The organism is Kitasatospora sp. NPDC056783, assembly GCF_042789895.1.
Lineage (GTDB): Bacteria > Actinomycetota > Actinomycetes > Streptomycetales > Streptomycetaceae > Kitasatospora.
This window is the reverse complement of the sequence record NZ_JBHUAF010000085.1, coordinates 1-26880: the sequence shown is the minus strand read 5'-3', so window position 1 is coordinate 26880 and position 26880 is coordinate 1. Positions and strand designations below refer to the sequence as shown.

The following is a 26880-nucleotide window of genomic DNA, read 5'->3' as shown; positions in this document are numbered from 1 at the left end:
CACTGAGCGCGTCCCGGGCTCTTCCGCCGGCCCCGGGGCCCTACGACGCCGATCGCGGAAAACCGCACGCGAACCATCAACGATGACGGCCAGGCCGCCGCCGACGACGCCTGTTGCGGATGGTGCGACAAACCGATCCGCGGCACCGGCGCCGGCACCCCGCCGATGTCCACGCTGGTCGGGGTCGCCGCCGTGGCCGGCATCGTCGCCTTCACCGAGATCGCCGCCGACCAGCTCTGAACGCCCAGGCGGGACCGGAGGCGGCGGACGTCCCCTGAGCCCTCGCCTCCGCGGCGCGACGGGCGCGACGGGCGGGACATCGGGACAGCCCCGGCGCCCCGCCCGCCGCGCTGTGACTGCGACCGATAAGTTGCGAGCCGCAAGGCGCGAGGGCCCAGATCGCGGATCTTCTGCGAATTACAGTTGTGGCTCAGCACGCCAACTGTCGTGTCAGCGCCGGATCTGTCGTCCCAGGACGGGGCTGACCGGCCCCCGGTGAGCGGAGCCACGATGGTTGGAACCTGGCCACGCATGTTGGAACTGGAGGGCTCGCGACGGCCCCGGCGGGCTTGGGTGTCGGTGGTGTCGGGTTGGATGGGCACGTGACTGTCTATGACGTGGCCCGCCAACTCCCCAGCATCGTCGACCTGCGGGACACGTGTCGTTCGCTGGCGATGCTCGATGCGATCCTGAGCCCGGACTGGGAGGGCCGGTACTACTCCTTCAACGCCGGTTGGGCCGATGGTGAGGAGATGGCGTCGATGCGCAACGGGTCGGGAGACGAGTACTCGATCGTGTTCTCGGCCGCCGGGGCCTATGTGCGGGGCTTCGATCACGAATCGCCGATGAGCCCCTTCGGCAACGATGGCGAGGCCTGGCCGGGAGTGATCGACGAGGTCCCCGAGCTCTTCAGGCCCTTCGTCGAGGAGCCGGCGTTCACCGACGAGGACGACGTGCCGGTCGTGACGGCCTGCTTGTGGCGGGGGTCGACGGACGAGCGGTGGCATCACGGGACGATCGACTTCCCCGAAGGCGCTGTCGATCCTGACGGGGCGACGAGCCTGTTCGGCCTCCTGGTCGACCGTTCTCCGGAAGCGTTCCAGCGTTTCGCCGAGGACTACTACGAGGTGTCCGTCGACCTGGGGGCGGTGATTCAGGTTCGTGCCTTGCGGCCGCTGAGCCAGGAACTCGTGGCGTTGCTGAACCCTGAGGTCAGCTTGGCGGACCTGGCCCAGGACATCTCCGAGATCGGCTATCCGCATTTGGACCAAGGGGCGGCCTGAACGCTGTCGGTCTTTCGGATGGGATGCTCGGCATGCGGGGGCGGGAGTCCGCGTAGTGCCGTGAAGTGACGGATCCGGCCTGGAGGGGCGAGTTTGGCCCAACTGCTGCTCCGCTGGTCGAGCCACCTTCGCCGCGAGTCCGGGATGTGCGGAACCGGTTCCAACATGAGTGACAGTCCACATTGGCTACAGGGGTAATCCCGTGAGTTCCTTCCTGTGACGGCAAGACCGGCCTTGCCGTGCCTGAAAATCCGGACGGAAGGTTCCTGATCGGGCGGAATCTGAGCCAGATTCAACTGAAGGGAATGATTGATGATGGGTTTCTTTTCCGATGGACAGTAGGGTCGTTCCATTTGTTGTGGTATCAAAAGCATTCGCGGAGGGAAGGATTTCCGCGAGCGAGTTCGAGGTCGTTTTTCTTGCACTGTTTCGCGCCATTGACGCCAACCTTGATGCAGGTTCGGCGAGGGCCGTGGACACGCTTTTTTCGGCTGTTGACTCCTACTGCCCGGATCCGGACATTCGAGATGACTTCGACGTGGATGAGGAAATGCTTAGGGCTGCATCGATGGATTTCCTTGAAAATGTCCATGGATGTAATGAGTAGTTAATCTTGGATTGTTCGATCGTCTGGCCGACTGGCGGTTCGTAGCGTCGGCCGTTGGTCAACGTTCGGACCCCTGCCGTGCCTGCCGGCGGGGGTCCGAACGTTTTGACGATTCAGATGGCCGGCAGGGAACGGCGCGTTGGACGCCATCAAGCCCGCCCACATGGCCGGACCGCGAACCCGGTCCCCGAGGTCCTGGTCGACGACGCCCTGGCCATCACCGCGCCGTAGCTGTGGACCCGGTACCGGCCGAGGCCCCGGCCGGGGAGGATGAGGGCAGGCCCCGGGCGAAAGGAAGGGGGCCTGTGGGCGTTGCCGTCACCGAGCACAGCGGGCCGTGAACGTCGACGTCGAGGACGTCTCCTGGCCCTGCCTGAGGACTCCCGCAACCGGATCGAGCTCGTCGGGGGAGCGCTGCCGATGAGCCGGAGCTCCAGCGTCCCGCACCAGCGGGTCAGCCTCCGTTTCGCCGTGCTCCTCAGTGCCGTCGTCGACGCGGCGGACGCGCTCCTGGAGGTACTGGAGACCGTCAATGTCGTCGTGCCCGACGGCCTGCTGATCCTCGACTGTGGTGTGAGGTCTCGGGACTTGGTTGACGGATTCGGCTCACGAGATCGTTGACAGGCTCAGGAGTTGCTGGACAGCGGAGCGAGCCGTCGGCCCCGGAGCGGTCGCCGATCGAGTGGCTGAAGACCGACGCCCGCCACGCTGCGCCGGGTCACGGGCTGGCTGGAGCGCGCCCGCACCGCCGCCCTCGCGCTGCGCGCTCGTCCTGCCCGAGAGCGGCAGCCCCTGCGTGTCGGCGCTCCAAGGACTGAGGCACTACCCCGTTCCCGGTGAAGCCGAGACGCTGCGGCAGGTCCTCGACGGTGACCGGACCCGAGCGGCAGTGACCGCCCTGGTGGTCTTTCACGCCCTGACAGAGGACAGCTGCGAACGCTCAAGACCACGGACGTGCGCGACGGCCGGCTGCTTCCCGGAGACCGGCGCATCCTCCTCGCTCCGAGGTCCGCAGTGGGCTCAACGCCTACCTGAGATACCGCACCCGCCGCTGGCCCAGGACGGACGGCCAACGAGCACCTGTTCCTCTCGCTGACCACCGCGTGCGGCACCACCCCGGTCAGCGGTGCGTGAATCAACGAGTTGCTCGGCATGCCGGCCAGCCGCCTGCGCTTCGACCGCGTTCTGGACGAGGCGCAAGCCACTGGCGGAGACGTCCGCGCGTGTGCGACCTGTTCGGCCTGGCCGTCGGCGCTGCCCTGCGCTACACCTCGACCGTGGAGCAGGAAGGCGTCGTCGAGTACGCCCTGCGCAAGTCGACTCCCGACGGGCGTGGGTCGGCCGCTTCGCCACAGTGAGCCATTGCGTTTTGGCGAAGTCGGGCAGGCCCTACCTCGTCACCGGGCGGTCGGCGGACCGGCGGCCCGGCGCATATCGGCGAGGACGGAGGTCAGGCGGGCGGAACCGACGGTGGCCGCGAGGGCGGCGGCCTGGGTGGCGTGGTGGTCGGCCTCGCTGCGGTCGCCCTGCCGGTAGAGCACGGTGGCCAGGCGGGCGGTGGCCATCGCCCGCGCCCGGGCCTGGGTGGTGCGGGCTTCGGCGGCCCGGCGCAGGTCGGCGACGACCTGGGGGTTGTGATGGCCGGTGGTGGTGAACAGCAGGTAGAGGGCGAAGCCGGTGTCGCTGCCGACTTTGGCGGCGGTGATGGTCTGGGTCCAAGCCGGCCCTGCGGTGAGATCGGTGACGCGCTCGTAAGTCCGCTCGGCGGCCAGCAGGTGCCGGGTGGCCTGCTGTTCGTCACCGGTCAGGGCGTGGGCCTGGGCGGTGACGGCGGCGAGCATCGCCTGTGCGGCGGCAGGCAGGCGCTCGTCCACCCGCTCGGCCAACAGGAGAGCTTGGCCGGGGCGGCGCAGGTGGATCTCCTGGCGGGCCGCGTTGGTGGCCAGGTGACAGAGCAGCCCGGGGTCGCCGTGCTCGCGGCCGGCGGTCAGGCCGAGCTGGAACAGCGGGCGGGCCTCATCGTAGAGGCCGGCGTCGAAGCTGGACCAGGCGGTCAGGTTGGCCAGGCGGGTGATCGCGCCGAGCAGCGCGGTACGCACGGCAGGGGTTGTCGAGGCCGCGGTGAGGCCGATGGCCGTTTGCAGCTCGCGCAGTGCGAAGTCGCGCACGGCCCGGCCACCGGAGACGCGGTCCGAGTGCTCCAGGGCGCTGGTGCGCTCGGCGATCGCGGTGACATCAGCCCTGCGCAGGCGGGAGACCGGCCGGGCGGGCGGCAGTATGGCGGCCAGCGCGACGGCGAGAACGTCTCGACGGTTCGAGTCACTCACCTCATCGAGATGATCGTGGTGGATCTGCTTGGCGACCAGGCCCAGCTCGGCCGCTGTCTCCACCCTCAACACCAGGCAGAGGGCCTGCCGGTAGTGCTCGTGTGGCCAGGTGATGAGGCCACGTTCCATGCGCGAGACGTAGTCGGCGTCAAACGACGATTCCCGCCCGGTCGCCTCCTCGACAACCTCTCGAACCTGGTTGGCGACCTGTCGCTGCGGCAGGCCGAGAGCCAGCCGCGCCTGCTTGAACAGCACGTTCGCCACGGCGTCCCACCCTCCCTCTTGGTTCAGGGAGAGGGGCCAACATATCGATCGGCCTGCGGACTGCCTACCGATCTGCCCTGCCTCCATCACCCGATCAGGTGGTCTCCTGGATGTGCCCGAGCCACCGGTAGGGACCGGCTCCCGGTAGGCGGCGGAACAGGCACCCGGGGCCGGCGCGGGGCCGTACAGTCCAGCCATGACCGACACCACCGCGTCGTGGCGCGAGATCGAACGCACCACCGTCTTCAGCAAGTTCGGCCGGTCCGTGGACCGCGTTGACTTCGAGCTGCCCGACGGACGGAAGGAGGAGTTCTACCTCAAACGCGAGCGCCCGGCCGGCGCGGTGCTCGCCCTCACCCCCGACCGGCACGTCATCCTCGCCCGCCAGTACCGGCCTGGCCCGGCACGCGCGCTGTACGAGCTCCCCGGCGGCTTCATCGAACCCGGCGAGCAGGGGGCCGAGGCCATCGCTCGGGAACTGCTTGAGGAAACCGGCTACCAGGGCGAAGTCCACACCGCTGGACCGTACTGGCACGATGCCTACTCCAACGCCCTGCGCATCGCCTTCTTCGCCACCAACTGCGTCAAGGTCGCCGAGCCGACCCCGGAGCGCACCGAGTTCATCGACGTTGTCACCCTTCCCCTGTCCGAGTTCCGCACCACCGTGCTCCGCGGGGGCGCGATGACCGACACCGCCGCCGCCTACCTCGCCCTGGACTGCCTCCAGCTCCTGTGACCCCGGAGAGTGCGGGTAGGCCCGGAACCTCCAGCTCACCCGCCCACCCCGGGAGGACCCCGTGACCGAACGGAGCACCACCGACACCCGCGCCGCCGACTGGTACACCAGCACCCTGGTCTCTCTGCCCGCCCGCTCCGTCGCCCTGGTCCTGGCCGGCGGCAAGGGCAGCCGGCTGCGGACCACCGCCGACCCCGAGTTGTATGGCACGCCGAAGGTACTGGTGCCGATCGACGCCCCCACCGGCCGCGCCCCAATGCTCGGACACGCCCTCACCCGGCTCGCCGCCGCAGGGTTCCGCCGCATCGCCGTGCTCACCAGCACCGACCCCGCCAGCGGCGCCGAGGCCGTCGAAACGTACGCCCTCACCCACTCCGCCCGTCAGGTGGAGCTGACCATCCACCGCGAAGACCACCCGCTCGGCACCGCAGGCGCCGTCTACGCGGCCCTGGCCCACCTGTCCGACACCCCGGCCGCGGTGGTGCTGCCCGCCGACACCCTCTTCCCGTTCACCCTGCTGCCCTCCGCCGTCGCCGCCCACCCCTCCCGCTCGGCGGCGGTGACGTGGACCGTGACCACCGTGCCCGGCCAGGGCGCACAGAACGCGGGCCGGCTCTTCCTGGACCCCGAGGGCGAGTTCGTCGTCCACGCCCTTGAAGGTGTGGACGCCACCCTACCCGCCGGGAGCCGCCAGGGCCTGCGGCAGGCGACCAGCACTGGCGCCGTCATCCTCGCCCCCGCAGGGTTCCGGGCTCTGTTCGAGGAGTACGCACGACGCCTCGTCCACCCGGCCGAGGCCGACCTCTACCGGCAGTTCATGCCCTGGGCGATCAGCCAGGGCCACCCGGTCGGCGCCTACGACATCCGTACGCCGGCCCCCGACCTCGGCACGCCCGACCGTCTGGCCGCCTTCGGCCGCACCACCGTCTGAAGGGAGAGCAGCACCGTGCCTACCGTTCACCGGCCCGCGCTGACCGAGCAGCAGGCCCGTCACTTCCGCGACCTCGGCTACCTGCGCCTGCCCGGCCCTGGCCTGCCCGGTGACCTCCTCGGCGAGGTGGCCGACGAGGTCCGGGCCCGTGCCGCCCGTCTGCCAGCCGGGCAGGCCAAGGTGTACCGGCTCTACCAGCGCGATCGCACCCTGATGCACCGTCTCGTCGCCCACCCTGCCCTGACCGGGCCGCTGACCGCGCTGCTCGGACCGAACGTGGTGTACGTGCTCAACCGGCACAACCAGGGATCCCTCAACGCCCCCGGTGCGCAGGAGGTTCGGCTGCACCGCGACATCCTCCAGCCCACCCGCGGCCTGCTGACCGCCGTCGTGTACTTCGAGGACGCCACCGTGGAGACCGGCTGCACCTGGATCGTCCCCGGCTCCCACCGCGTTCCCTTCGTCGGCGTTCCGCAGCCCGATGGCGGCGGCACCTGGATGGACGAGCACCGCGAGCTCTCCGAGCTCGCCGACCAGGCCGTACCGGTGCCGGTCCCGGCCGGCGGCGTTCTGCTCTTCGACGGCACCGTCTTCCACAGCGTCGGCGCGAACAGCGGTGGAGTGACCCGCACCAGCGTGGTCCTCGGCTACCGGGCCGCTGACGAGCTCGATGCCCACCCCGACCCCGACCGGCAGATCGTCGTCTCCGGCACCCAGCTGTACCGGGGCAACGACCGACCGAACTGACCTCGGATCGAGCCGGGCCGAGCCGGTCCTCCGTTCCAACGACGGTGACGACCGGCCTGGCCCGGGAACGTCTCCAGCTCCGCTTGCTCGCGCAGGTGCGCGATCTGGTGGCGCATGACGTCCGGGTTGCCGATGTGGTCGTCCAGAACGGCTTTCTCTCCGAGGATGACTTGGTAGGGGTGTGCGTGGAGCCGGTTCTGGCGTCCGAGTCGGACGGCGACGCGTGATTCGAGTTGCTCGCGAGTCGGGTGGACGATGCCGAGGCCGGCCTCCAGGAGGCAACGGGTGCAGTCCTCCAGCTGCAGGCGGCCGGGTACCAGCGTCTGGTAGGTCCGGGCAACATCGTCGTCTTCGGCACAGCACTGACTGGGCATCCGGCCCGGTCGAGGGCCGCGTCAACGACCTCAAAGCACTCAAGCGCAGCATGTTCGGTCGCGCGAAGCCACCCCTGCTCCCCAGCGGCTCCCGCTGATCGCAGCCAGCCGCCGCCCCCACGCGGGGACGACGGCTGGTCGACGAACGAGCCGGGAGTGAAGCAGTCACCTGAGCGGCACGACAACGGCGTGCCGGGCGTCCTCCGGGCTGGAAAGGAACACTCTTCGCTGCGGCCGCTCGACGTCCGTGACGACGACTGACATCTCGTTGCCGACCTGAAAGTCGTCCGGCAGACCGGCTGCGGGCCTGCCGTGGACCTCCTTGAAGGGCACCAGTCCCACGACTCCGTCCCCGACGTCAACGAAGGCGCCGAAGGGGAGCACCTTGACGACCGTCCCGCGTAGCGCCTGCCCCATCACCGTGCCGTCGGCGAAGGCCTGGAAGGGGTCGGGCAGCAGCGCGCGCAACGACAACCTGGCCTCCGCATTGTGAGTGTCGAACTGGAGGAACTCGCATGAGACGCGCTGTCCGACCTTCACGACGTCGGTGGGAGCTCCGATGTGCCGCCAGGACAGCTCGGGGATCGTGATGAACCCGACGCCGGGGAACACGGGATGGTCCGGTCCATTGTCCAAGGCCACGAAGACCCCGAACCGCTCGATCGCCGTGATGGTGCCAGAAAGGATCTCGCCGCGGTGCAGTGACTCCAGGAACGCCCAGAGGCCTGGGCTCTCAGACTGCCGATCCATGCCTGTCACCTTGGCACACGCTGTAGGCCGACGGTGCCCCAAATGGCACCGACAACAGACCGTAACGGCCTCGCGATCGGCTTCACGAGTTCCGTGCCTGAACCCAGATGACCTGACAGAATCAACCGTTACACAGCACATCGCAGTGATCGACCCATCACGGCGTCGCTTGCGCTGAGACTCTGCCGAAGCCGCCACGGTGACCTGCGGCGCGACGATGGCATCCCGAAGCAACCCCCTCGCGACGAGTGTCGCAGCGGCGTTCTTGAGTCCCGGACGGTCGCCGCCGGGTGGCCCGGGTGGCCCGGGTGGCGGGCTTCGGGGAAGGTCGCGCTCACGGCGGCCCCGGCCGCGGTGAGGTGCGAGGCCCTCGTGCGGCCGGCCTGCGGCAGGGTGACGAACTCCGCCAGGCCCTCGGCGTGGAGGCGGGCCATGCGCTTCTGGGGCTGCTCGAGGTCGGCCTGTCCGCCGTGCAGCTGGTGGAGCTGCTCGGCGGTGGCCAGCGTGAAGCGGGCGAGCGTCACCAGGACATCGTGGTCGGTCTCCAGATCCCCGTGCACGAAAGCCCTCCTCGCGGGTTTCGTGCACGGGCCCATCCTGTGCTCGGGGAATGAAACCCCGCGTTCAAGAAGGCCCGCCGGGTCCACCGCGGGCTGATTCGCACCCTCGCCTGCGCCGACTGCGGCAGCGTGCCGCGGCCGGCGAGCACCCTGGAGTACGGCCCTGAGGGACAGGTGGAGTGGACCCGCCGCCCGGGCGGCCGCTGCTGGGATTGCCACGAGAAGGAGCGGGAGGCCGAGGCCCGGGTCGGCCACGACTCGCGCGGCTACGACGCGGCGAAGAGGATCAACGGCAGGAAGCGGCACCTGGTGGTGGACACGAAGGGCCTGCCGCTGTTCGTCATGGTCACCCCTGCCGACATGGCCGACCGCGATGCTGCGAAAGAGGTGCTGTTCCGGCTGCGGCTGACGCACCCGGAGACCACCATCGTCTGGGCTGACTCCGCCTACGCCAGTCAGCTCGTGACACGGGCGAAGAAGTACCTGAATCTCACGATCAAGACGGTCAACCGACCCAAGGACGCGAAGGGGGTTCGTGGTTCTGCCCCCGTTGGGGTGGTCAAGCGGTCTCGTGCCCAGGCGATGCGCGCCCGTCGGCACGCCCGCGACGACGAACGCCTCGTCCTGCACTCCGAATCGCTGAGCACCTGGGCCGCGATCACCCTGCCGACCAGGCGCATCACCCGGCGACAGTCCGAACGCCCCGGACAGCCGGCCTCCTGCGAAGCCCGGCGGGACTGATCGTTCTCACGGCTACCACCACCACCGAGGCCTGGTCCCGCCCACGACACTGTCCGGCAACCACTTTGCCACGGCCCCCGACCGCCCGTCAGCGGATCAGGCTGCGCCAACACGGCTTCCCGCCTGATGATGCTGACGGGCATGACCGGAATCGAACTACGGGGCTTTCAGCGGTCCGCCACGTCACGTTCAGGCAAGCGAGTCGTTGCCCGCGTGCCAGTGCCGCACCCATCCGTCGAAGCGCCTGGCTTCGGCGGTCGGCGTCGGCACGGCTCCGACATCGGACACCATCCAGACCTCACCGCGACGGGGTCCTGTCGTCACCAGCAGCCAGAACGACGGTCCGTCCTCGGCGCCGCGGACGACCGACCCATGGTTGAAGACGGCATCGACGCGTGGATCGTAGGCATCGATCGTCTCGTCCTCCTCCCGCACCCACGCCTCTTCCAGGGGGAACTGCTCTCCCGGGCGCCGCGGCCCCGTGCCCGGCCAGCATTCCGGCAGCCATCCCAGCGGCTGAAGACCCTCGTCCTCCGGGGGACCGAGGCCGCTGCCGTTGCCGATCTCCGCGATGAAGGTCCGGTAGGGCTCCGGAAGCGTCACCCGGTTCTCGGCCTCCCAGGCCGCGACTCCATCGTGACCCAGGACCGGCTCGCGCCACTCGGCCGGGAACGCCGAACGCAGGAAGTCGAGCGTGGCCTCGTCGGGACGGTCGTCAGGTGTGGTCATCACGGGAGCATGCTGGCATAGGCGTCCGACATCCTGATCATCGAGTGAGTCCAGCCCGTTCCGGCGAACGGGCTGCCGCAGCCGGGCTGCCGTTCCTCCTCACCACCCCGATCCGGCCTGCCCGACGACCTGTGGTCCTGGCCTGTTCGATTCCTGATCTGGGCAAACACCCTCAGGAGGTTCCGAAACAGGCTCTGACCTTGTTCTTCGTGGTCTGATCCGGTCGCGTTCGGTGATGCTCTCGGGGCGGCGCCGCCTGGCGCTCTGTGTGGGCGCCTCGGTGCCGTCAGGCCGACCGGGCTCCAGTCCGGTCGAGAAGGCTCGTGATTCTCTCCGCGACGACGCCCGGCTGCTCGGCCTGGATGAAGTGAGCCGAGTCGACCTCCTCGAAGCGCCCGTCCGGCAGCGTCTCGACCCAACGCCGCTGGTGCTCGGTGATGGCGGCGTGTTGCCGTTCCCGGCCCTTGGCGGGGCGGGAAGCCGAGAGCAGGACCGTCGGGCACGTCGGGAGGCCGGGTGGTTCGGCGCGGAACCGGGGGATGGCCGCGGCGACGGCTTCGAGCTCCTTCCTCGTCTGCGCGATGCCGGCCGGGACGAAGTCCTCGGCGAGCATGGTCGCGTAGGTGTCCGCCGGGAAGACACGGCTGATGTTTCCGCTGACCATGCGGGCCAGCCTGCGGGAGCGGACGAGCGCCTGCGTCACGCCCATGGCGCGGTCGACCTTCCTGACGGTCTGGTCGAACGTGTCGTAGACGGGCGCGCTCTCCGGTGTCGGATCGAGCAGCAACAGTCCTCGCAGCCGCGGCCCCAGACTCTCCACGGCGCCGCGCGCGACCAGCCCGCCCATGCTGTGCGCAACGAGCACGAACCGGCCGGGGACGACTGCCGCGGCCATGGCGACCAGGTCCGCGACCATGTCGTCGATGCCCAGCCGGGCGGCCGTCCGGCCACTGCGCCCGAAGCCGGCGCGGTCGTAGGCCACCAGTCGCGCCCGATCCGCCAGCAGCGGCAGCACCGGGTCCCAGCAGGTGCGCCCGAGGCCCTGCCCCGCTTCGAAGAGCACCCGGTCAGGCCCGTTGCCGGACTCCTCCACGTACACGGACCGATCGTTCACCCGCACTGCCCGCCCCGATGCCTGACGCATGTTCCCCTCCGCAGGCCACGTTTCCAATATCGATAATAATATCGCTTGTGGGATGGTAGAGCCATGGACACCACCGAACTGCTTCTCCATCCAGTGCGTCTGCGCGTGGTGCACGCGCTTTCCGGCGGCCGGGTGCTGACGACCTCCCAGCTGTGCGAGCGCATGCCCGAGGTCCCGAAGGTGACCATGTACCGGCACGTCGCCCTGCTGGCCGAGGCGGGCTTCCTGGAGGTGGCTGACGAGCAACGGGTGCGCGGCGCCGTCGAGCGGCACTACCGGCTGCGCCAGGACCGTCCCGCCGTCGACGCCGACGCGGCCGCCGCGATGTCGCCGGACGATCACCGCCGGGGCTTTGCCGCCGCCATGGCTGTGCTGATCGCGGAGTTCAACGCCTACCTCGACCGCGACGGCGCCGACCCGGTCGCGGACGCGGTCTCCTACCGCCAGGGCACGCTCTGGCTCAGCCCGGACGAACTCGTCCAGATGACCCACCAGCTGCTCGCGGTGCTGGGCCCCTGGCTGGCCAACCAGCCGGCGCCGGGCCGCGCACCCTACCTCCTCAGTCCCATCCGCTTCCCCGTCGGTCCGACCTTCTCCGACGAAACGCCCAGTTGAAGAAGCGGCTTTGCCTCTGAGCGGAGGCTGAGATCGGCGGCGTACCGCGCGTGGGTGCCGCCGGGGGCCGGCCGGGCCGGCTGGAGTGTCCGCGGTGCGCGGCCGGCCGGGAGGCGGAGGGACCGGGCCTGCGACGCTCAGTCCCGGGCCCGGTCCGGGGTGTGCAGGCGGTCGACCAGTTCCTCGGAACGGGCCCGGTACCGCGCGACCGACGCCATCTTGGTCTCCTCGTAGCCGCGCACCATGTCGGGCAATGAGGCGATCTCGAGGACGAGAGCGTGAACGTCCTCGGCGAGTGCGGTCGAGCCGGCCACGCGTTCGTCCTCGATCCGCCTCACCCGTTCGACGAATCGCAGGTACCTCGTCGCGTGGGCGACGTCCTGGTACGCGATGAGGTCCGGGACGCGGACCTCCAGGAGTCGGGCGAGCTCCGACCCGGGGGCGGCCCCGGACGACGCCAGGACGCGATGGGCCGCGGCGGAGAGGCGGCGTCCCGGTCGCGCCGGAGCGGAACGCCCGTGCAGGAGGGCGGCGAAGGCTTCGGGGTCGGCAACGGCTTGACGGCCGAGGCGGAACGCCTTGAGGTTGGCTTCGGCCTTGACGCCGTTGAGGGTGATCGCCTCCTCGGTGGCGTGTGCCGGGATCGGTAGCCCACCGGTCTGGTAGGCCGCGCCCGTCAGCACGAGATCGGCGAACTGGTCCTCGCCCAGCAGGTCGTCGGCGAGCCCCCGCGCGTCCAGGAAGACGGTGTCTCGGGCTCCTGCCCGAATCCGTTCCTTGAGCGGTTCGGAGGGCGGGAACGACACGTTCGGGTCGATCACCATCGCTCCGGTCGGGACCTCTGAGGTGGAGACGACCGCCACCGTTCGCGCCGGGGCGCTCCCCGACAGGTTTCCGGGTTCCGCAGTCACGAGCAGGTCGCAGCCGAGGTAGAGGTCGCACTCCTCCAGGGCGGCCTTGCCGGCCTGGCCCGTCGGCTTCGTGGTGATCTTGATGTCGGAGACCACCGCGCCGCCCTTCTGGGCCAGTCCGGTCTGGTCGAGGGTTCGGACGTGCAGGCCCACGAGCGAGGCCGCGGTGCCGAGGATCTGCGCGAGGGTGACCACGCCGGAGCCGCCGATGTCGGTGAGATGGATGGTGCCTTCTTCACGGACGTGTCGGTCCTGGAGCGAGGGCCGGGGTCCGGTGGTGTTCCGAGGGGTCACCGCTGTGTTCCTCCGGGTGTGGCATCGCAGGTGGCCGACGGGGAGGGCGCGGCCCGTCGGCCGGCCTGCCGGGAGCGCCGGGCCGCCGAGTGGGGGAGAGGGGCCGGGGCGATGGATCGGGAGCGCCGGGCGCGAGGACCAGTGCCCCCACGAGGTCCGTCCCGGGCCGGGCCGTGATGCCGGCCGCGGCCCGGGGACGGGATCTGACGAGGCGCTACCGGGCGGGCCGCTCGGCTCCGCGGAGCAGGTTGGCGAGAGCCGAAGCGGGGGTCGATCCCCCGCTGCTGTGCCACGCGATGTGACCGTCCGGCCGGACGAGAAGGGCTCCGTCCGCACCGATCCCGAGCAGTTCGGGGCAGCGGCCGTCCGGGCTGGTGACGTCACGCCCGATGACGACGGTCCGTTGCACCATGCCCTCCGCGGGCTCCCCGGGGTCCGTGCAGGAGTCCTCGCCGGACTCCTCGCCGGACCCCGAGCACGGCTCCGCGAGGGAATCCGCCCAGCCGGTTCCCATCGGTCCGGTGATGAGGGTGAAGCCCGGCCCGAGGAGGTCGTGGGTGGACAGCCGTTCCCCGGCGCGCTCGACCCAGGCGTGCGGAAGTCTCGCCCCGGGGACGGCGGTCGGCGTGTAGTCGGTGGCCGAGGGCGGGGGGCCGCCCACGCCGAACACCTGCCGGGCTGCTCCGTAGACGTAGCCGATCTCCTGGTTGAGCGCGTCGAAGTGCGGGCGCTGCCGGGGAACGGCCTCCGCGATCCGCCGGCGTTCCGTCGCGGCGACCGCCGGGTCCGCACTGGCGAGGCGTGCGGCGATCGCGGCCGTCTCGGGCCCGATGCCGACCTCGGCCATCTTGATGGCGTTCAGCATGCTGTGGCGGGCGTTCTCGACGGCGACGGGGCGGCGTTCCCGCTCGTAGCTGTCGAGCAGGGCGTCGGAAGCACGGCCGCTCAGCACGGCGGCGAGTTTCCAGCCGAGGTTGTCCGCGTCGGCGAGGCCGCTGTTCATGCCGAGGCCGCCGGTCGGCGGGAACTGGTGCGCCGCGTCGCCGACGAGGAGGACCCGGCCGACGCGGTAGGTCTCGGCGGTCCGGGCCGTCAGGGTCCACGACCCCACGGAACGGATGTCCACGTCGAGTTCGGTGGTTCCGACGGCGTCCCGGATGATCTGGGCACACCGTTCGGGCGGGTAGTCCTGCGGCGATTCGACAGTCGGGTCGAAGCTCCGCTGGAAGGTCCACCGACGGGCGCCGTCCATCCCGATGAGGACTCCCGGGGAGGTGTCGTTGATCAGCCAGACCAACAGGGCGGGGGCCTGGCGCATCCACGGGGAGAGATCGGCGTGGAAGTAGATGTTCAGCTGGTGCCCGAGGACCGGAGAGCCTTCCATCGCGATGCCGAGCCCGTCGCGCGTGCTCCCGACCGCTCCGTCCGCCGCCACGACGTAACGGGTGCGCAGGACCTGCCGCCCGCCCGCGCCTTCCAGGGTGACGTCGACGGTGTCACCCTGGTCCGTCACCTCGACGACGGTGGTGTCGTAGTGGATGGTGGCCGCGCCCTGGGCGAGGACCGCGTCCAGGAGGTGCCGTTGCACCCGGTCCTGGGCGCAGGAGACGAGTTGCTCGGCGGAGGCGTGGGCCCGCTGGGTGAGCGAGCTCCGGGTGCCGTCCGCGAAGTCGATCCGGCCCAGGGGCTCACCGGCAAGGGTCTGCTTCCACAGGATGGTGCCGGCCTGGGCCGGTTCGACGGCGTCCGCCCGGACGGCGTCCGCGATGCCCCAGGCGCGGAACAGTTCCATGGACCTGGTGTTGACGACGTGGGCCCGGGGGTGCGGGTTGATCCCGCCGTACTGTTCGCAGACGACACTGCGGACGCCGTGACGGCCGAGGACGAGTGCGGTGGCCAGGCCCACGGGACCGGCTCCGATGATGACGACCGGGGCGTCGATGTCCGTCATGCGCGCCTGACCAGGTCGGCGAGGGCCTCACCGGATTCGAAACGTCGCACCAGGTCGGCGGGGTCGAATTCGACCCCGATCGGGTCGGCTTCGAAGTCCCCGGACCGGAACCACTCGTCGAGCGCCTCCGCGGTGGCGAAGTTGTCGATCTGGAGCTCGATGTGATTGCCGTCGGGGTCCTCGAAGTACATCGAGGTGGTCGGCCCGTGGTTGATGCACCAGAAGGGGTCGATGCCGCTGCCCTTCAGCCGCTGGTACGTGTCGAGCAGGTCCTTGATCGTCGCGTAGGCGAACGCCACGTGGTGAAGGCCGGTGTGGGCGTCCGACGGGCGCTCGGACGCCCCGGTGGCGACCAGCGCGATGCGGTGGTGCTCATCGTCGTAGGTCAGGAAGGCGAGGGCCTCGTTGGCGAAGGTGATGTGGCCTTCGAGGACGTGCACGTACCAGTCGGTCATGGCCGGGAGGCGGCCGGTGCGCAGCACGACGTGGGCGAGTTTTTCGGGAGAAGCCATGGAGTGGCGCCCTCCTTTTCGAGGGCACGACAGCCCTCTTGGCTGCCATGCAAGAGAAACCTAGGCATCCTCTTGTATGGCAGTCAAGAGGTGGTTTTCAGCGCGCCGCCGCGACCGCGACCAGCGCCTCCATCAGCAGGTCGATGAGTTCCTCGGCCGGCCGGTCCGGCCGCCGGGCGCTGACCAGCAGCCCTTCGAAGAGCACGTGCGCGACGTCCGCCACCGGCGCGACGTCCGCCCCCTCGGGCAGTCTGCTCGCGACGGCCGCGAGCAGGCGGCCCTCCAGCCACTCCTGCATGCGGGAGTAGGCGTCGGCAAGGGCCGGCGACTCGCCCATGCGGTCGTACGCCTCCCGGTGGAGCCCGCGATGGGCCTCCAGGTCGACGAGGAACGTCACCAGCTGCCGCCGGGGATCGCCCCCGATCGCCGGATCCGCCTCGACGCGTTCCCGCTCGCGCAGGAACAGGCGGTCCAGCGCGGCGGCGAACAGTTCATCCTTGGTCGGGAAGTACCAGCGCACGGCGTTCGCCGCGACGCCCGCCGCCTTGCCGACCTCGGCCAGGCTGGTCCCCTTGTACCCCTGGGCGGCGAATAGTTCCCAGGCGCTGTCGACCAGGACGGCCTCGCGCTCGGCTTTCGGGATCTGTTGACGGTTCCTTGGCATGGCAGCCAAGCCTAGGCGGCACCCCCGCGCCCCCATCCACGGCCCCGCCCCCGCCCCGGCCGCCCTTCGCTCGCGGCTCGGAACAACCGGAACCCGACGATCGATGGGCTCTTGACTCCGAAGCGAGAAAGCTCTTGTCTATGAAACAAGGCGGTTGTGGGCGCCGAGCCGGCCGCGGTTCGCGTCGATCCACCGGACGAGGACATCCCGCGGCCGGGGGCGAGGTGCAGATGGTCCGCCAGGTCGCGCACCCGCGCCGCGTCGGCGGGGAAGCCCACGGCGAGCCGCGAGGCGAGGCCGTCGACCTGGCGCGGACGTGCACGGGACCGGACCGCCATCCGCGGCAACGGCGACGGCGACGGCACATGGTCCGGCGACCGGTGGTGGAGTGGTCCACCGCAGGTCTCGGAGCCGCTCCGGCCGCATTCCCCTTCCTCAAGAGCGCCGGAATTCCCGCTGTACGGGTCGGTTCCTCCCCTCCTGCGGCCCGCCACAGCCACCGGCAGCGGACAACCCGCGAGCGGGGTCGACTCGAACACTTCCGTGCCATCGGGCCACCGCTCCGGACGAGCGGCTGTTTCCGGGACACGACCCCTGCGGCCGGATCCGTCATCTGTGCGACGATCGAATCAGAGCGTCATCGATTCGGAGCTGCTCGAACGCCGGCGGGTACCGATCGCGTCACGGGTGTGCCGACGCGCTCCGGGGTGGAGGCAGCCGTGCCGCAGGACGTCGAGTTCGCGCTTCCCTGGCCGCTGCGGAGCAGCCCCCACCTGCCACGTGCCCGGGAGCATTCCCTGGCGTGGCTGGAGGGGTACGGCCTGCTGGACGGGCGGACGTTCACCCCCGCCGAGTTCGCCGACTGGCGGCTGGCCGAACTCGCCGCGTTCTTCTTCCCCGAGGCGACGGGTGAGGGCCTGGAACTGGCCACTGATCTGATGGGCTGGTACTTCGCCCCCTTCGACGACCGGTTCGACGGCTCGTTGGGGCGGCGCCCGCGGCAGGCGGCCGCCGTCTGCGAGGAACTCGCCGCGGTGCTGTCGGCGCCGGGCGTGGTACCGGGAGCGGGCGCGTCGTCGACGACCCGCGCGTTGGCCGACATCTGGCGGCGCGGTTGCCGGGGAATGAGCGAGGCGTGGCGGGTGCGCGCCACGTACGACTGGCACGGCTATCTGGCCGCGCACCTCGCGGAGACGGTGGACCGCCACCACGGGCGGGCGGTGGACGCGGACGAGTGCGTGCGCAGGCGGGGGTTCGCCACGTCCTCCTTCGTGGTGATCGACCTGATCGAGCGGGTGAGCGGCTTCGAGGTTCCGGCCCTCGTGTGGCACGCCCCGGTGCTCGGTGAGCTGCGGAGCCTCACGGCGGAGATCATCGGGATGTCCAATGACCTGTGTTCGGTGGAGAAGGAGGCGGCCGCGGGGGACGAGGGGAGCAATGTGCTCCTCGTCCTGGAGCGGGAGCGCGGGATCGGCAGGGCGGAGGCGGTCGAGGAGGTGGTCGGCGCGATCGCGCGCCGCGTCGCGCGGTTCGCCGTGGTGGAGGAGCGGGTGGCCGATCTCGACTCCCTGTTCCCCGGGGGCGGGGACGGGGCCGTGGGCGTGCGGCGCCTGGTGACGGGGCTGCACGATCTGGTGCGCGGCGACTACGCGTGGGAGCGGATGTCCGGCCGCTACCGGACCGCGCCCACGCGGTGAGACCGTCGGCGCCCGGGCCGGTCAGCGCCGTTCGACCAGGCGCATCCGCGGGTCCGCGGGCCGCAGGGTGGTGGACAGCGCGCACCGAAGGGGCCGGTCCGTGACGGGGAGCAGGCGCCATCGGGCGGTGATCTCCGCGAGCGCCAGGACGGCCTCGGTGCGCGCGAAGCGCTCGCCGATGCACATGCGGGCTCCGGCGCCGAAGGGGAGGTAGGCGTCGAGCGGGGCGCGGGGGTCCTGCCAGCGGTCGGGGCGGAACTCGTCGGGGGCCTCGAAGAGGCCGGGCCGCCGGTGGATGAGGTACGGGCTGTAGGCGAGCATGGTCCCGGCGGGCAGCCGTACCGCGCCGATCTCGCCGTCGGAGGTCAGGGTCCGGGTGAACAGCCAGCCGGGCGGATACAGCCGCAGGGTCTCGGTGATCACCCGCCCGGCGAGTTCCAGCGAGGGCAGGCGCTCGAAGGTGACCGGGCCCCGGGCCCGTACGCGGTCCACTTCCTCGTGCAGGCGCCGCTCGACGCCGGGGGCGCGGGCGAGGAGCGCCAGCGCGAACGCGAGGGTACTGGCGATGGGATCGGCACCGGTGACGAAGAAGGTGACGACCTGGTCCGTGAGCTCCTCGTCGCTCAGGACCCGGCCGTCCGGCGGGGCGGTCTCGAGGTCACGGGCGGCCATCAGCGAGCCGAGCAGGTCGCGGTGGTCGCTCCCGTCGCGCCGCCGCTCCGCGATGATCGCCTCCACCGAGCCGCGCAGGCGCACGCGTGCCCGCCGGTAGCGCCGAGCGGACGGGGTGGGCACCCGCGCCAGCGGTGCCGGGGTGATCACCTGCCGGACGAGGCCGCCCATGATGTCGCCGAGGTCCCGCAGCATGTCCCGCGTGACGGGCGCGGGCAGCGAGGCGGAGAACATGGTGGCGAGGGCGACCCGGGCGGTCAGCGTGGTCAGCTCGGCCTGTACGTCGATGACTCGGCCCTCCCGCCACGAGTTCAGGGTCTCGTCGGCCAGGTCCGCCATGACGGCCGCGTAGCCCGGGAACCGCTCCCCGTCGAAGGCCGGCCTGCACAGTCGGCGCTGGCGCCGGTGCAGGCTGTGCGGGCAGGTGCCGAGCCCGTTGCCCAGGACATCACGCAGGCGTTCGAACAGCGGGCCGCCCTTGTCGAAGGTGTCGTCGTGCACCAGGACGTGCCGGAGCAGGTCGGGGTCGCACACCATCACCACCGTCCGCGGCCCCAGGCGCAGCCGCACCAGGTCCCCCCGGGCGGGCAGCGACGCGACGAAACGCAGCGGATCGCGGACCAGCGCCGGCGCGTGCCCCAGTAGCGGGACGTACCCGGAGGCCAGTGGAAGCGACGCGACACCGCCCATACCTGCCTCCTTCCCGCTTCCCGGGCCCGCAGTCCCGTGGACTCGCGAGCGGTCACGACCCGGGCGGTTCGTTGTGGGCCCGGTCGTCGGCGACCCTGTCCGGCTGGGCCTCGACCAGGCTGCCCGCGCCGATCGCGAAGTACATGCCGTGCCACCACTGCTCCATGACCAGCGCGGACATCGGCTCGCTGAAGCGGCGTTCGAAGTCGGCCTCGTGCCCGGCCCGCATGAACCGGACGAAGTGCCGGCAGTAGGCGCGGTCCATGTGGGGCAGAAAGGCCGCGGGGGAGATTCTCCCTTCCCTCAGCAGCCACGGGACGACAAACTCGTACTCGACGATGCCCATGGGCAGGTCGCCGCGCGCGACGGCGTCGCAGATCACGGTGTGCAGCCCGACGGTGCCGGTGTGCCGGACGCCGTCGACCTCGACGTCGAACGGTAGGTCCCGCCTCGGGACGTCGACGCGGGGGGTACCGACCGGGACGGTGGGGGTCAGGTCCTCGGTGTAGCAGTCCGCGAGCCGGCCCGAGGCGTACAGGTCCCGTTGCTGCGCGACACGGGACAGCTGCGCCGCGAGGGAGTAGTAGCGCCACACGTCGTGCCGGTGGTTGGTGAGCACCCACACGGGTACGGCCATGACCGCGGTGCACGCCGCGTAGCGTTCGGGGCGGATGCCGCCGGTCTCCGTCCAGTGCGTGTTGACCATCCACACGGTCCGCTCGTAGGCGTCCAGCATGTCGGTCATGACGACCGAGCCGCGGGTCAGCGCGAGGACCGACTGGCCGCATTCCTGGAAGCGGAGGTCGGGGCCTATGTCGACCCAGTCGGCGACCATGCCGGTCGGCATCATGTCGTCGCGGCCGGCGTGGTCCGGCAGGAATGACAGGTGGTAGGTGAAGTAGCCGCTGTCCGACGCCTTCATGTCGCGCCAGGTGTCCCGGTCCCGGTAGACCCACGTGGCCAGGCCGCTCGACGGCGTCTCGTGGGCGTCGGCCTCGTCGTGCCGCTTGACGTCGAAGAAGGCGAGGTCGGCCGCCACGTGCGCCCGCCGGGCCACCAGGTCCGCAGGGAGGTCCGGCACGTCCCACAGCGAGAGGATCTCGTGCTGCAGATCGTGGCCGCCCGCCCGCGCGTACGCGGTGTCGATGTTGTACTCGAGATAGAAGCCGTAGATCAGGATGGCGACGTAGTCCTGGCGCCAGTCGTCGTAGACGGCCGGCATCATGCCACCGCCCCAGGCGCCCGCCGCGAGGTTCGGATACGCGCCACGCCCCGGAACCCGAACTCTTCCGTGAACGCGGCCCAGTCCGGGGAAACGCACGTCGGAAGCTGCGACTTGGTGGACCGGCCGGCGTTCTCCCCCCGCCGGGCCCGGGCGAGCAGCGCCCCCACCGGATCCGCGCCGGCGGTGAGCGGGACGAGTCCGACCTGGCCCGACGCGGTGAAGCCGGAGCCGCTGCCACGGATCTCACGGATCTCACGGATCTCCGCGAGCAGGTCCCGCCCGTGTTCGACCGTCTCGGCGCACTCCGTCATCCAGGGCGCGAACTGTCGGCCCCAGGCCGCCGGGTCGCTCCTCATGGCGGCGAGGGTTCCCTCCGGGTCGTACACCCAGCCGCCGGGACGGTGCGACCCCGGCTCGTCGGCCAAGCGGCGGCGCACCGCGTCGACGTGAGCCGCCAGGGGGGGAACCGGCCGCACGCTCGCGGGTCCACAGCACATCGAGGGGTACCGGCGAGCCGGGCCCGGCGCGGTACCGGGCGTGGACACGCTCGGCCAGGGGTTCGAGGACACCGTGCTCACCCACCGGGTCATCGAGTGCCCGGGCCACAGGCTCCTTCGGATGCCGGCCCGGCGGGAAGGAGCCGGGCCCGCTCCGGTGGGGGTCGGCCGGCTCGGGTGGATCCCAGGTCACGATGAGCCTCCTCCGAGCAGGTCCGGACGGGGCAGGTCCGGACGCGCGTCCCCGGGCCGGCCTCCCCCGTGCCCGCGGACCGCAACGGCCGCTTCGCCGGCCCCGCCCGTGAAGTCGTCCAGGGTGACCCGATGCGGTGACCTCGCCCCTCCCCAGGATGACCCGGCTGTCCGGCGATCGCACCTCACACACCGGCCTCCTCGTACCGAGGGCGGCCGGCTCCAGGCAGCCTTGGCGAGTTCGAGGAGGCAGAGCACTGGTTGGAGGCAGTCCTGGCGCTGCCGCCGGAAGACCGACCGCATGGCGCGGCGCCCGCCGGCGCGTGACCGGGGACCGGGCGGACACTGAGGGCGTGGCCGCCGCGGCGGCGGACCTCGCGGCCGGCGCGAATGTCGTGGTCGGGCTCCTGGAGCGCCTTGCCGAGGCCTCGCCGAGGCTTTGCCGTGCGGCGCCGACGGCCGGCGCGTCGCGAGGGTGCGGCGGGTCGGTGGCGCCGTACGGCTACGCATTCTCGACACCGAGGGAGCCGTCCACCAGCGCGGTTGGCCCGCCGACCTCACCCCGCACACCGCGATCTCCGTCACCGACCCCGACGGAGCCGAGCACCACCTGCTGCTGGAGATCGCCGACGGCCGGGCCCGGCTGATCCCCGCCGACGCGGGCAAGGCCGAAGTCGCCTTCACCCGGGCCCAGTTCACCCTCTGGTACGCCGGGGCCCCGCACAGCGTGGTGGCGGCCCGGCTCGCGGACGTGCGCCGACCAGCACGAGGGGGAACCGCCGACCGACCCCGGCAAGTTCACACCCCCCGCAGAGGCGGTCGCCCAGTTCAAGGAGGCCGAGGAGAAGCTCGACGCCGCCCGCACCCAGCGCGACTCCGCCGCCCGTACGGCACTCGCGGCCATCAAGGCGCCGGTGGAATCCGCCCCCGCGATGCCGAGCGGGGAAAACGGTCGCCGAGGACGAAGGCGGCGGGCCAGGACTCGCTCAGTACCTTGCCGAGCAGGGGGTGGCTGGACTCCAGGACCTCGCTGCGGCGGACCGAGCCGTCCTCGTCGATCCGTTGGCCGCCGAGGACGACGGGGGCGCGCAGGACGTCCTCGCCCCAGGGGCCGATGGCGTTGCCCAGCAGGCCCTCGAAGAGGTGGCCGTCCAGGTCGTCGCGGTGGACCCGCTGCACGAAGTCGTCGATCACGGCCGCCCGGAGGTGGACCCAGGCGAGGTAGACCACCGTGCGTCCGTCGTCCAGACGGATCGGGAGGCGGACTTTGAGGAAGTTGCCGATGCCCTCCGCGACGATGATCGCGCCCGTGTCGGACTTCACCCGGCGCTTGCGCTCCTCCTCCGGGAGCTGGGCGACCAAGTGGGGCAGGGCCAGGTCGAAGCCGGGGCGCTCCGGGTCGAGGTGGCCGCCGCAGTCGCGGACGGCACCGTGGACGTGGGCATTCGGTTGAACGGAGGCGGGAGAGAGATCGAGCCGGGCCGTCGGGTAGCTCGGCTCGCCCCCGCCCGCCGGTACCGGAAGCAGCAGCGCGTAGAACCGTACTGCCGTGAACGTCGTCGGCTCGGGCAGTCCGAGCGCCGCCATCGCCGCCGAAGCGGCCTCGTGGCGCTCACCGTTGACGCGGACCTCGGCCCGCATCGCGCCGGGGCCACCGCCGTAGAAGACCTTGATGCCGTTGAGGAAGGACGATTCCAGGTCCCTGGTGAACGAGTCCGCGATCCGGTGCAGCACGTTCGCTTCCAGCAGCGCGCCCTGCAGCCGCCGGTTCTCGTCGACATCGCGTCCGAGGCCGGCCGCGCCGGACGTGATCATGTGCCAGCCGGGCACGCCACGCTCGTCGTCGTGACCCGCGTGGTCCGCGAAGTGCTCGCGGCGGTCGAGGAGTTCCAGCAGGCAGGCGCCTGCCGTCTGCACCCACGTGTTCGCCGCGTCCTGTGGATCGGCGGACATCGGCACGACGCAGTCCGTGAAGCACGGCACGTCCGGCTGGAGGCCGACGTCCGGCAGCGCGACGAGGTCGTAGTGGTGGCCGCCCCCGTGGTGCGGCGGGGCTACGGCCACGGCCCAGCCTTGTGGGCTGATCAACGAGTTCCCCTTGAGCTGGGCGCCCCGTGTCACGCCGGGCGTGAACTCTTCGAGCCCGGCCCTCACCAGCGCGAGGAACTCCAGGTCGGGCAGCCGGTTTGCCGGCGGTTCCTCTTTGCGCGCACGACGTCGTATCCAGGACACCCGGGGATGGTACTGGGCCCAGCCGCCCGGGCGGCGCCCGGGCTTGGGCTCCGGAGATTCCCGGCACCCGGAACGGTAGGCCTGCTTCTTCCTGGCACGTGACTTCCCCTCCCTCCAGGCTGCGGTCACCGAGCAAACGGGGCGGACGGCCGCCCTCATGGACCGTGGTCGGGGGCCTGCCGGTCGAGCGGACGGCGCGATGCCATTGGCGGCCGGCGTACCGGTTTTGGAGTATCGCGACAGTGACCTGGAGCTCGGGGTCGTCCATGCGGAGCGGGAGGACCTCTCCCGGGCGCTGAACCGGTACCGCCGGTCGTGGACGCCCTCATCGACCAGACGGACCAGCCGCCACCGGAGGTCTGACGTCTGCTGCTGCCCGTGGCCACGTCGACCAGGACCGTGCCCGGCCCCGGCAGCGCGGGGGGCTCATCGCACCGCCGCTGATCGGTGCCGTTGTGGTGAGTCGACGGAGGGTTGTCCGTCGGTGGGAGGCTGCTGCCCGACGTCGAGCCCTCCGCGGAGCCCGACGTCGGGACTGCGAGGGACGCCTACGGGTGGTAGAGGGCACGGGCACGTGTCATGTCGGTAGGCCCGTCCTGGCCGATGCGGAAGAAGTGGTTCACCTGCCATGCCTGCGTGCCGCGGGCCTGCCGGTTGGCCGTGGTCACCCACGGCGGGTAGACACGGAATCCGCGTTTCCCGCCGGAGCCGTTGCGGGAGACGATGCCGCGCTCGCACAGCACCTCGCGCGGGAACACGAACTGCCCGAAGCCGGTGTCGTCGCGGCTGCTGACGACGAAGAGATCCACCTCGTCCTCGGCGTCGAAGGGCCGGATCGGTCCCTCCTCGGACCGCTGCCACACGGTGACGAACTGGCCCACCTTCGTCGGGGTGGTCCTGGCCACGCGGAACCGGACCGAGCGGCCGTCGACCATGAATCCGCAAGCCGCGTATTCGGCGCTCTCCGCTTCGGCCACCGGCAGCGAACAGACGAACCGGCACGGGTCGTACGCCAGCGCCTTCGCCGCCAGCAGGTCACCGTGAAGCCCCGCCCACGGCTGATTCGTCACCATCCCGCCATCCTGCCATCGCCGACCGGTTCTGAACGCCCGGGCGGGGCGGGAGGCGCCGGATGTCCCCTGAGCCCTCGCCTCCCGGCTGTCCTGGCGGGGCCGGTACACCCCGCCGCCCTCGGCCGGCAGTTCGGGGGAGGGGAGGAGGTCGAGCGGGCCGCTCGGGGGCCGGTTCAGAGGAACAGGGCGACGATTCCGGCGAGCAGGCCGGCGGCGATGCCCAGGACCGCTACGGCCATGAGCCCGACGAGGGCGCTGGTGAGCAGGGCGCTGCCGTCCGGGGCGCGGCCGCGCCAGGCGGTTGTCAGCAGCCAGCCGGCCGACACGGCGCCCAGGACGAGGATCATGGCGGCGGCGATGCCGTACTTGATGGCGGGTGACGCCGACGGTTCGTGGGCCACGCCCTTGGCCAGCCGTACCGGAAGCAGGGTGCCGGCCGGGTGCTTTCGGCTCGTGTCGTGTACCACGATGGGCCGGGCCTGGTCCGCGCCGCCGCCGGCGGGGGTGAAGCGGCCCCGGCAGTTGGTGCCGTCGTTGTAGCCCTCGCTGTCGGACACCTCGTAGCACTCCTCCACCACGACGACGCCGTCCGGCGGGCCCAGTCCCATGGCCGCGCTGATCCGCTGCGCGGTCAGTGTCCAGGCCAGCCATGCCGCTCCGGCGAGGAGCGCCACCGCCAGTACCCCCGCCGCGATCCGCGTCGCCGTCCGCATCCTCGCCGCCTCCCTCCCCGCATCCGCGCCCGCTCGGCGGACCGGGGCCCGCTTTGGCCAACTGAGGATGTCAGCAACGGAGTTGGCGTGCAATTCCTGCACCTCCCGAATGATTCCGGGGTCACGATCCCCGGCCGCCAGGCCGCCCCGAGGTCCGGCGTTCCCGCCGCAGCGGAGGCCGTCGGGGGCGCGGACCATCCCGGAAATCCGGGGTCGTGTGGTGGTGTGGCCGTTGGTGCCGGGTGTTCAGCCGCAGGTGCTCAGTATCTCGCCGAGCCTGATCTTCTCCGGTTCGGTGACGTTCAGCCCGTAGCGGCTTGACGTGGGTCCAGGCGCGGGAGCAGGAGCGCCAGTGCGACCGCAGCGGCGGCCGCCCACAGGTCCGGGCCCTTGTCGGCCTTGCTCCGGTTCGAGGCCGCGGACACCGCGAGCAACTGCGAGTGGGTCAGGTCGTCGGCGAAGGCGCGGCGCTCGTCCGTGGTCCAGGTGTCGGCACCGACTGGCGGAGAGGGGGCGTTCCGATCGCGCGGCATTCCGGCAGGCAGTCAACCACCTCGTGGGCTCCCGCTCGCAGCGGGGCTGACGAGCTGTGCCGTCTGCCCGTAGTCGGGGTGAACCGGCCGACCCGATGGCGGTGGGTGATCTGGCGCTGACGGTGAAGGTCGTGCGGCGCCGGCCCGAGACCGGCACTCCCGGGGCCGACGATCCTGCGGCCTCTGTTCCTGCGGCCTCTGTTCCCGTGGCCGGTGTGAGCTTCCTCCGCTGCGCGGGAGGTGCTGATTACCTGGTCAGGGTGGGTGCGGGTGGTTCGACGGCCACCGGTTCGGCCGTCGCCTGGTCGGCGTAGTACTTCGCCTCGTACTCGTCGGGGCTGAGCCAGCCGAGCCGTTTTTGGATACGGCGGGTGTTGTACCAACCGTCGATGTAGGCGAACAGGGCCAGGTCGGCGTCAGTGCGGGTCGCAAAGGCGGTCCGACGCACGCACTCGGTCTTCAACACGCTCCAGAAGTTCTCCGCCAGGGCATTGTCGAACGAGTCGCCGACGGTGCCCATGCTCGCCTCAATTCCGGCTTTGAGCAGGCGAGTTGTGAGCTTAATGGACGTATATTGACACCCGTGGTCGCTGTGATGGATCAGCTTGCCCGGTTCGATGGGTCGGCCGTGCAGGGCGTATTCCAGGGCCGTGAGGACGAGGTCGGCGTCCGCGCGCTCCGAGGTGTGCCAGCCCACGATCCGGCGGGAGAAGGCGTCGCGGATCGTGGCCAGCCACCACGGGCCCTCGCCGGTCGGGATCAGCGAGATGTCGGCTACCCACAGCCGGTTCGGGGTGTCGGCGGTGAAGTCGCGCTGGACCAGGTCCGGGGCGAGGTCGGCCGCCGGGTCGCGGCGGGTGAAGGAGCGGGGCCGGCGCGGGCTGACGCCCTGCAGTCCGGCCTGGCGCATCAGGCGCTCGACCCGCTTGCGGCCCACGCAGGTGCCCTCGCGCCGCAGGACGGCGTGGACGCGCGGGGAGCCGTAGGTTTCGTCGGAGTCGGCGTGGATGCGGCGGATGTGCTCGGTCAGCTCGGCGTCGTGGCGCTTGCGCTCGCAGGGCTCGGCGGCCTCGCGGCGCCAGCGGTAGTAGGTGGAGGCTGGGATGTGCAGCTCCCGGAGGACGGGCTCGGCCCCGAAGCGGTCCTGGTGCTCGTCGATGAGCTTCAGTACCGTCGCCGGGTCGGGTCGGTGAAAGTCGGCCCGGGGCGCGGTTCC

General features: G+C 71.2%; 27 protein-coding genes and 2 pseudogenes. 11 read left to right on the top strand and 18 right to left on the bottom strand.

Features of this window, described 5'->3' with window-relative positions; genetic code table 11:
* The first annotated feature begins 602 nt into the window (after positions 1–602).
* The 4 genes from ACFRMQ_RS15495 to ACFRMQ_RS15480 all read left to right on the top strand — a co-directional run bounded on the left by ACFRMQ_RS15495 (position 603) and on the right by ACFRMQ_RS15480 (position 3248).
* Complete coding sequence (locus ACFRMQ_RS15495) at positions 603–1283, top strand: hypothetical protein (RefSeq protein WP_380730967.1); 681 nt, start codon at positions 603–605, stop codon at positions 1281–1283.
* A 331-nt stretch (positions 1284–1614) separates the two neighbouring features.
* Positions 1615–1890, top strand: coding sequence for a colicin immunity domain-containing protein (locus ACFRMQ_RS15490; protein WP_380730966.1), 276 nt, complete (start codon positions 1615–1617; stop codon positions 1888–1890).
* 420 nt (positions 1891–2310) lie between these two features.
* Positions 2311–2511 carry a hypothetical protein gene (locus tag ACFRMQ_RS15485; RefSeq protein WP_380730965.1) on the top strand — a complete coding sequence of 67 codons (201 nt, stop codon included), beginning with the start codon at positions 2311–2313 and terminating at the stop codon, positions 2509–2511.
* A gap of 602 nt (positions 2512–3113) precedes the next feature.
* Positions 3114–3248 (top strand): hypothetical protein, encoded by a 135-nt coding sequence (locus ACFRMQ_RS15480; protein ID WP_380730964.1) that lies wholly within the window; start codon positions 3114–3116, stop codon positions 3246–3248.
* Between the two features lie 39 nt (positions 3249–3287).
* Here the strand turns inward: ACFRMQ_RS15480 and ACFRMQ_RS15475 are convergent, their stop codons facing one another.
* Positions 3288–4481 carry a hypothetical protein gene (locus ACFRMQ_RS15475; protein ID WP_380730963.1) on the bottom strand — a complete coding sequence of 398 codons (1194 nt, stop codon included), beginning with the start codon at positions 4479–4481 and terminating at the stop codon, positions 3288–3290.
* A 196-nt stretch (positions 4482–4677) separates the two neighbouring features.
* Here ACFRMQ_RS15475 and ACFRMQ_RS15470 point away from each other — a divergent pair, with 196 nt between their 5' ends.
* The 3 genes from ACFRMQ_RS15470 (at position 4678) to ACFRMQ_RS15460 (ending at position 6895) form a co-directional block, all read left to right on the top strand.
* Positions 4678–5217, top strand: coding sequence for an NUDIX hydrolase (locus ACFRMQ_RS15470; protein WP_380730962.1), 540 nt, complete (start codon positions 4678–4680; stop codon positions 5215–5217).
* Between the two features lie 61 nt (positions 5218–5278).
* Positions 5279–6148: an NDP-sugar synthase gene (locus tag ACFRMQ_RS15465; RefSeq protein ID WP_380730961.1), complete on the top strand. Its 870-nt coding sequence runs from the start codon at positions 5279–5281 to the stop codon at positions 6146–6148.
* Positions 6149–6163: 15 nt separating this feature from the next.
* Positions 6164–6895 carry a phytanoyl-CoA dioxygenase family protein gene (locus tag ACFRMQ_RS15460; RefSeq protein ID WP_380730960.1) on the top strand — a complete coding sequence of 244 codons (732 nt, stop codon included), beginning with the start codon at positions 6164–6166 and terminating at the stop codon, positions 6893–6895.
* Here the strand turns inward: ACFRMQ_RS15460 and ACFRMQ_RS15455 are convergent.
* From ACFRMQ_RS15455 to ACFRMQ_RS15445, 3 genes are all read right to left on the bottom strand, one after another.
* A complete protein-coding gene (locus ACFRMQ_RS15455; protein ID WP_380730959.1) occupies positions 6796–7269 on the bottom strand; it encodes a Scr1 family TA system antitoxin-like transcriptional regulator in 474 nt (157 codons plus the stop codon). The genes ACFRMQ_RS15460 and ACFRMQ_RS15455 overlap by 100 nt on opposite strands.
* A 165-nt stretch (positions 7270–7434) precedes the next feature.
* A complete protein-coding gene (locus tag ACFRMQ_RS15450; RefSeq protein WP_380730958.1) occupies positions 7435–8019 on the bottom strand; it encodes a S1 RNA-binding domain-containing protein in 585 nt (194 codons plus the stop codon).
* Positions 8020–8147: 128 nt separating this feature from the next.
* The gene (locus tag ACFRMQ_RS15445) at positions 8148–8579 is read right to left on the bottom strand and encodes a hypothetical protein (protein WP_380730957.1); all 432 of its coding nucleotides are present in this window, start codon (positions 8577–8579) and stop codon (positions 8148–8150) included.
* A 231-nt stretch (positions 8580–8810) separates the two neighbouring features.
* Between ACFRMQ_RS15445 and ACFRMQ_RS15440 the strand changes: the two are divergent.
* Positions 8811–9266, top strand: a pseudogene (locus ACFRMQ_RS15440) (transposase); the annotation flags it as partial.
* Positions 9267–9509: 243 nt separating this feature from the next.
* Here ACFRMQ_RS15440 and ACFRMQ_RS15435 read toward each other — a convergent pair.
* Together ACFRMQ_RS15435 and ACFRMQ_RS15430 are read right to left on the bottom strand one after the other, a co-directional pair.
* Positions 9510–10049 carry an SMI1/KNR4 family protein gene (locus ACFRMQ_RS15435; RefSeq protein ID WP_380730956.1) on the bottom strand — a complete coding sequence of 180 codons (540 nt, stop codon included), beginning with the start codon at positions 10047–10049 and terminating at the stop codon, positions 9510–9512.
* Positions 10050–10335: 286 nt separating this feature from the next.
* On the bottom strand, positions 10336–11148 hold the full coding sequence (locus tag ACFRMQ_RS15430; RefSeq protein ID WP_380730955.1) for an alpha/beta fold hydrolase: 813 nt from the start codon (positions 11146–11148) through the stop codon (positions 10336–10338).
* Between the two features lie 108 nt (positions 11149–11256).
* Here ACFRMQ_RS15430 and ACFRMQ_RS15425 point away from each other — a divergent pair, with 108 nt between their 5' ends.
* Positions 11257–11808: a helix-turn-helix domain-containing protein gene (locus tag ACFRMQ_RS15425; RefSeq protein ID WP_380730954.1), complete on the top strand. Its 552-nt coding sequence runs from the start codon at positions 11257–11259 to the stop codon at positions 11806–11808.
* Positions 11809–11945: 137 nt separating this feature from the next.
* Here ACFRMQ_RS15425 and ACFRMQ_RS15420 read toward each other — a convergent pair whose 3' ends face one another.
* From ACFRMQ_RS15420 to ACFRMQ_RS15405, 4 genes are all read right to left on the bottom strand, one after another.
* Positions 11946–13013 (bottom strand): 2-oxoacid:acceptor oxidoreductase family protein, encoded by a 1068-nt coding sequence (locus ACFRMQ_RS15420; RefSeq protein WP_380730953.1) that lies wholly within the window; start codon positions 13011–13013, stop codon positions 11946–11948.
* Positions 13014–13227: 214 nt separating this feature from the next.
* Complete coding sequence (locus ACFRMQ_RS15415; RefSeq protein WP_380730952.1) at positions 13228–14964, bottom strand: FAD-dependent monooxygenase; 1737 nt, start codon at positions 14962–14964, stop codon at positions 13228–13230.
* A complete protein-coding gene (locus ACFRMQ_RS15410) occupies positions 14961–15476 on the bottom strand; it encodes a VOC family protein (RefSeq protein WP_380730951.1) in 516 nt (171 codons plus the stop codon). Before ACFRMQ_RS15410 ends, ACFRMQ_RS15415 begins: the two co-directional genes overlap by 4 nt.
* Before the next feature lie 97 nt (positions 15477–15573).
* Positions 15574–16140 (bottom strand): TetR/AcrR family transcriptional regulator, encoded by a 567-nt coding sequence (locus ACFRMQ_RS15405; RefSeq protein WP_380730950.1) that lies wholly within the window; start codon positions 16138–16140, stop codon positions 15574–15576.
* Positions 16141–16859: 719 nt separating this feature from the next.
* Between ACFRMQ_RS15405 and ACFRMQ_RS15400 the strand changes: the two genes are divergently transcribed.
* Entirely contained in the window at positions 16860–17837 is a 978-nt protein-coding gene (locus ACFRMQ_RS15400; RefSeq protein ID WP_380730949.1) for a pentalenene synthase, read from the top strand.
* A 21-nt stretch (positions 17838–17858) separates the two neighbouring features.
* On the opposite strand, the gene ACFRMQ_RS15395 is transcribed toward ACFRMQ_RS15400, so the two are convergent.
* Genes ACFRMQ_RS15395 through ACFRMQ_RS15385 form a run of 3 tightly spaced genes read right to left on the bottom strand, consistent with a single transcriptional unit; the run spans position 17859 to position 20780 of the window.
* Positions 17859–19199, bottom strand: coding sequence for a cytochrome P450 (locus tag ACFRMQ_RS15395; RefSeq protein ID WP_380730948.1), 1341 nt, complete (start codon positions 19197–19199; stop codon positions 17859–17861).
* 52 nt (positions 19200–19251) lie between these two features.
* The gene (locus ACFRMQ_RS15390; RefSeq protein WP_380730947.1) at positions 19252–20424 is read right to left on the bottom strand and encodes a hypothetical protein; all 1173 of its coding nucleotides are present in this window, start codon (positions 20422–20424) and stop codon (positions 19252–19254) included.
* Positions 20421–20780 carry a hypothetical protein gene (locus ACFRMQ_RS15385; protein ID WP_380730946.1) on the bottom strand — a complete coding sequence of 120 codons (360 nt, stop codon included), beginning with the start codon at positions 20778–20780 and terminating at the stop codon, positions 20421–20423. Before ACFRMQ_RS15385 ends, ACFRMQ_RS15390 begins: the two co-directional genes overlap by 4 nt.
* A 1157-nt stretch (positions 20781–21937) precedes the next feature.
* On the opposite strand from ACFRMQ_RS15385, the pseudogene ACFRMQ_RS15380 reads away from it, so the two are divergent.
* Positions 21938–21991: pseudogene (locus tag ACFRMQ_RS15380) on the top strand (hypothetical protein); the annotation flags it as partial.
* A 25-nt stretch (positions 21992–22016) separates the two neighbouring features.
* Here ACFRMQ_RS15380 and ACFRMQ_RS15375 read toward each other — a convergent pair.
* From ACFRMQ_RS15375 to ACFRMQ_RS15355, 5 genes are all read right to left on the bottom strand, one after another.
* Positions 22017–23345: a DUF6348 family protein gene (locus tag ACFRMQ_RS15375; RefSeq protein WP_380730945.1), complete on the bottom strand. Its 1329-nt coding sequence runs from the start codon at positions 23343–23345 to the stop codon at positions 22017–22019.
* A 548-nt stretch (positions 23346–23893) separates the two neighbouring features.
* Positions 23894–24418, bottom strand: coding sequence for a MepB family protein (locus tag ACFRMQ_RS15370; RefSeq protein ID WP_380730944.1), 525 nt, complete (start codon positions 24416–24418; stop codon positions 23894–23896).
* Positions 24419–24591: 173 nt separating this feature from the next.
* Complete coding sequence (locus tag ACFRMQ_RS15365) at positions 24592–25131, bottom strand: hypothetical protein (protein ID WP_380730943.1); 540 nt, start codon at positions 25129–25131, stop codon at positions 24592–24594.
* A 302-nt stretch (positions 25132–25433) separates the two neighbouring features.
* On the bottom strand, positions 25434–25664 hold the full coding sequence (locus tag ACFRMQ_RS15360) for a hypothetical protein (protein WP_380730942.1): 231 nt from the start codon (positions 25662–25664) through the stop codon (positions 25434–25436).
* Between the two features lie 247 nt (positions 25665–25911).
* Positions 25912–26880: IS3 family transposase (locus tag ACFRMQ_RS15355; protein ID WP_380730941.1), on the bottom strand; the 969-nt coding region annotated here is incomplete at its 5' end.

Coding starts and splice junctions, on each gene's coding strand:
- ACFRMQ_RS15370 (WP_380730944.1), bottom strand. CDS start 24,418: ATGGTGACGAATCAGCCGTGGGCGGGGCTTCACGGTGACCTGCTGGCG.
- ACFRMQ_RS15415 (WP_380730952.1), bottom strand. CDS start 14,964: ATGACGGACATCGACGCCCCGGTCGTCATCATCGGAGCCGGTCCCGTG.
- ACFRMQ_RS15365 (WP_380730943.1), bottom strand. CDS start 25,131: ATGCGGACGGCGACGCGGATCGCGGCGGGGGTACTGGCGGTGGCGCTC.
- ACFRMQ_RS15470 (WP_380730962.1), top strand. CDS start 4,678: ATGACCGACACCACCGCGTCGTGGCGCGAGATCGAACGCACCACCGTC.
- ACFRMQ_RS15435 (WP_380730956.1), bottom strand. CDS start 10,049: ATGACCACACCTGACGACCGTCCCGACGAGGCCACGCTCGACTTCCTG.
- ACFRMQ_RS15450 (WP_380730958.1), bottom strand. CDS start 8,019: ATGGATCGGCAGTCTGAGAGCCCAGGCCTCTGGGCGTTCCTGGAGTCA.
- ACFRMQ_RS15395 (WP_380730948.1), bottom strand. CDS start 19,199: ATGGGCGGTGTCGCGTCGCTTCCACTGGCCTCCGGGTACGTCCCGCTA.
- ACFRMQ_RS15425 (WP_380730954.1), top strand. CDS start 11,257: ATGGACACCACCGAACTGCTTCTCCATCCAGTGCGTCTGCGCGTGGTG.
- ACFRMQ_RS15410 (WP_380730951.1), bottom strand. CDS start 15,476: ATGGCTTCTCCCGAAAAACTCGCCCACGTCGTGCTGCGCACCGGCCGC.
- ACFRMQ_RS15360 (WP_380730942.1), bottom strand. CDS start 25,664: ATGCCGCGCGATCGGAACGCCCCCTCTCCGCCAGTCGGTGCCGACACC.
- ACFRMQ_RS15405 (WP_380730950.1), bottom strand. CDS start 16,140: ATGCCAAGGAACCGTCAACAGATCCCGAAAGCCGAGCGCGAGGCCGTC.
- ACFRMQ_RS15490 (WP_380730966.1), top strand. CDS start 1,615: ATGGACAGTAGGGTCGTTCCATTTGTTGTGGTATCAAAAGCATTCGCG.
- ACFRMQ_RS15385 (WP_380730946.1), bottom strand. CDS start 20,780: ATGAGGAGCGACCCGGCGGCCTGGGGCCGACAGTTCGCGCCCTGGATG.
- ACFRMQ_RS15390 (WP_380730947.1), bottom strand. CDS start 20,424: ATGATGCCGGCCGTCTACGACGACTGGCGCCAGGACTACGTCGCCATC.
- ACFRMQ_RS15455 (WP_380730959.1), bottom strand. CDS start 7,269: ATGCCCAGTCAGTGCTGTGCCGAAGACGACGATGTTGCCCGGACCTAC.
- ACFRMQ_RS15485 (WP_380730965.1), top strand. CDS start 2,311: ATGAGCCGGAGCTCCAGCGTCCCGCACCAGCGGGTCAGCCTCCGTTTC.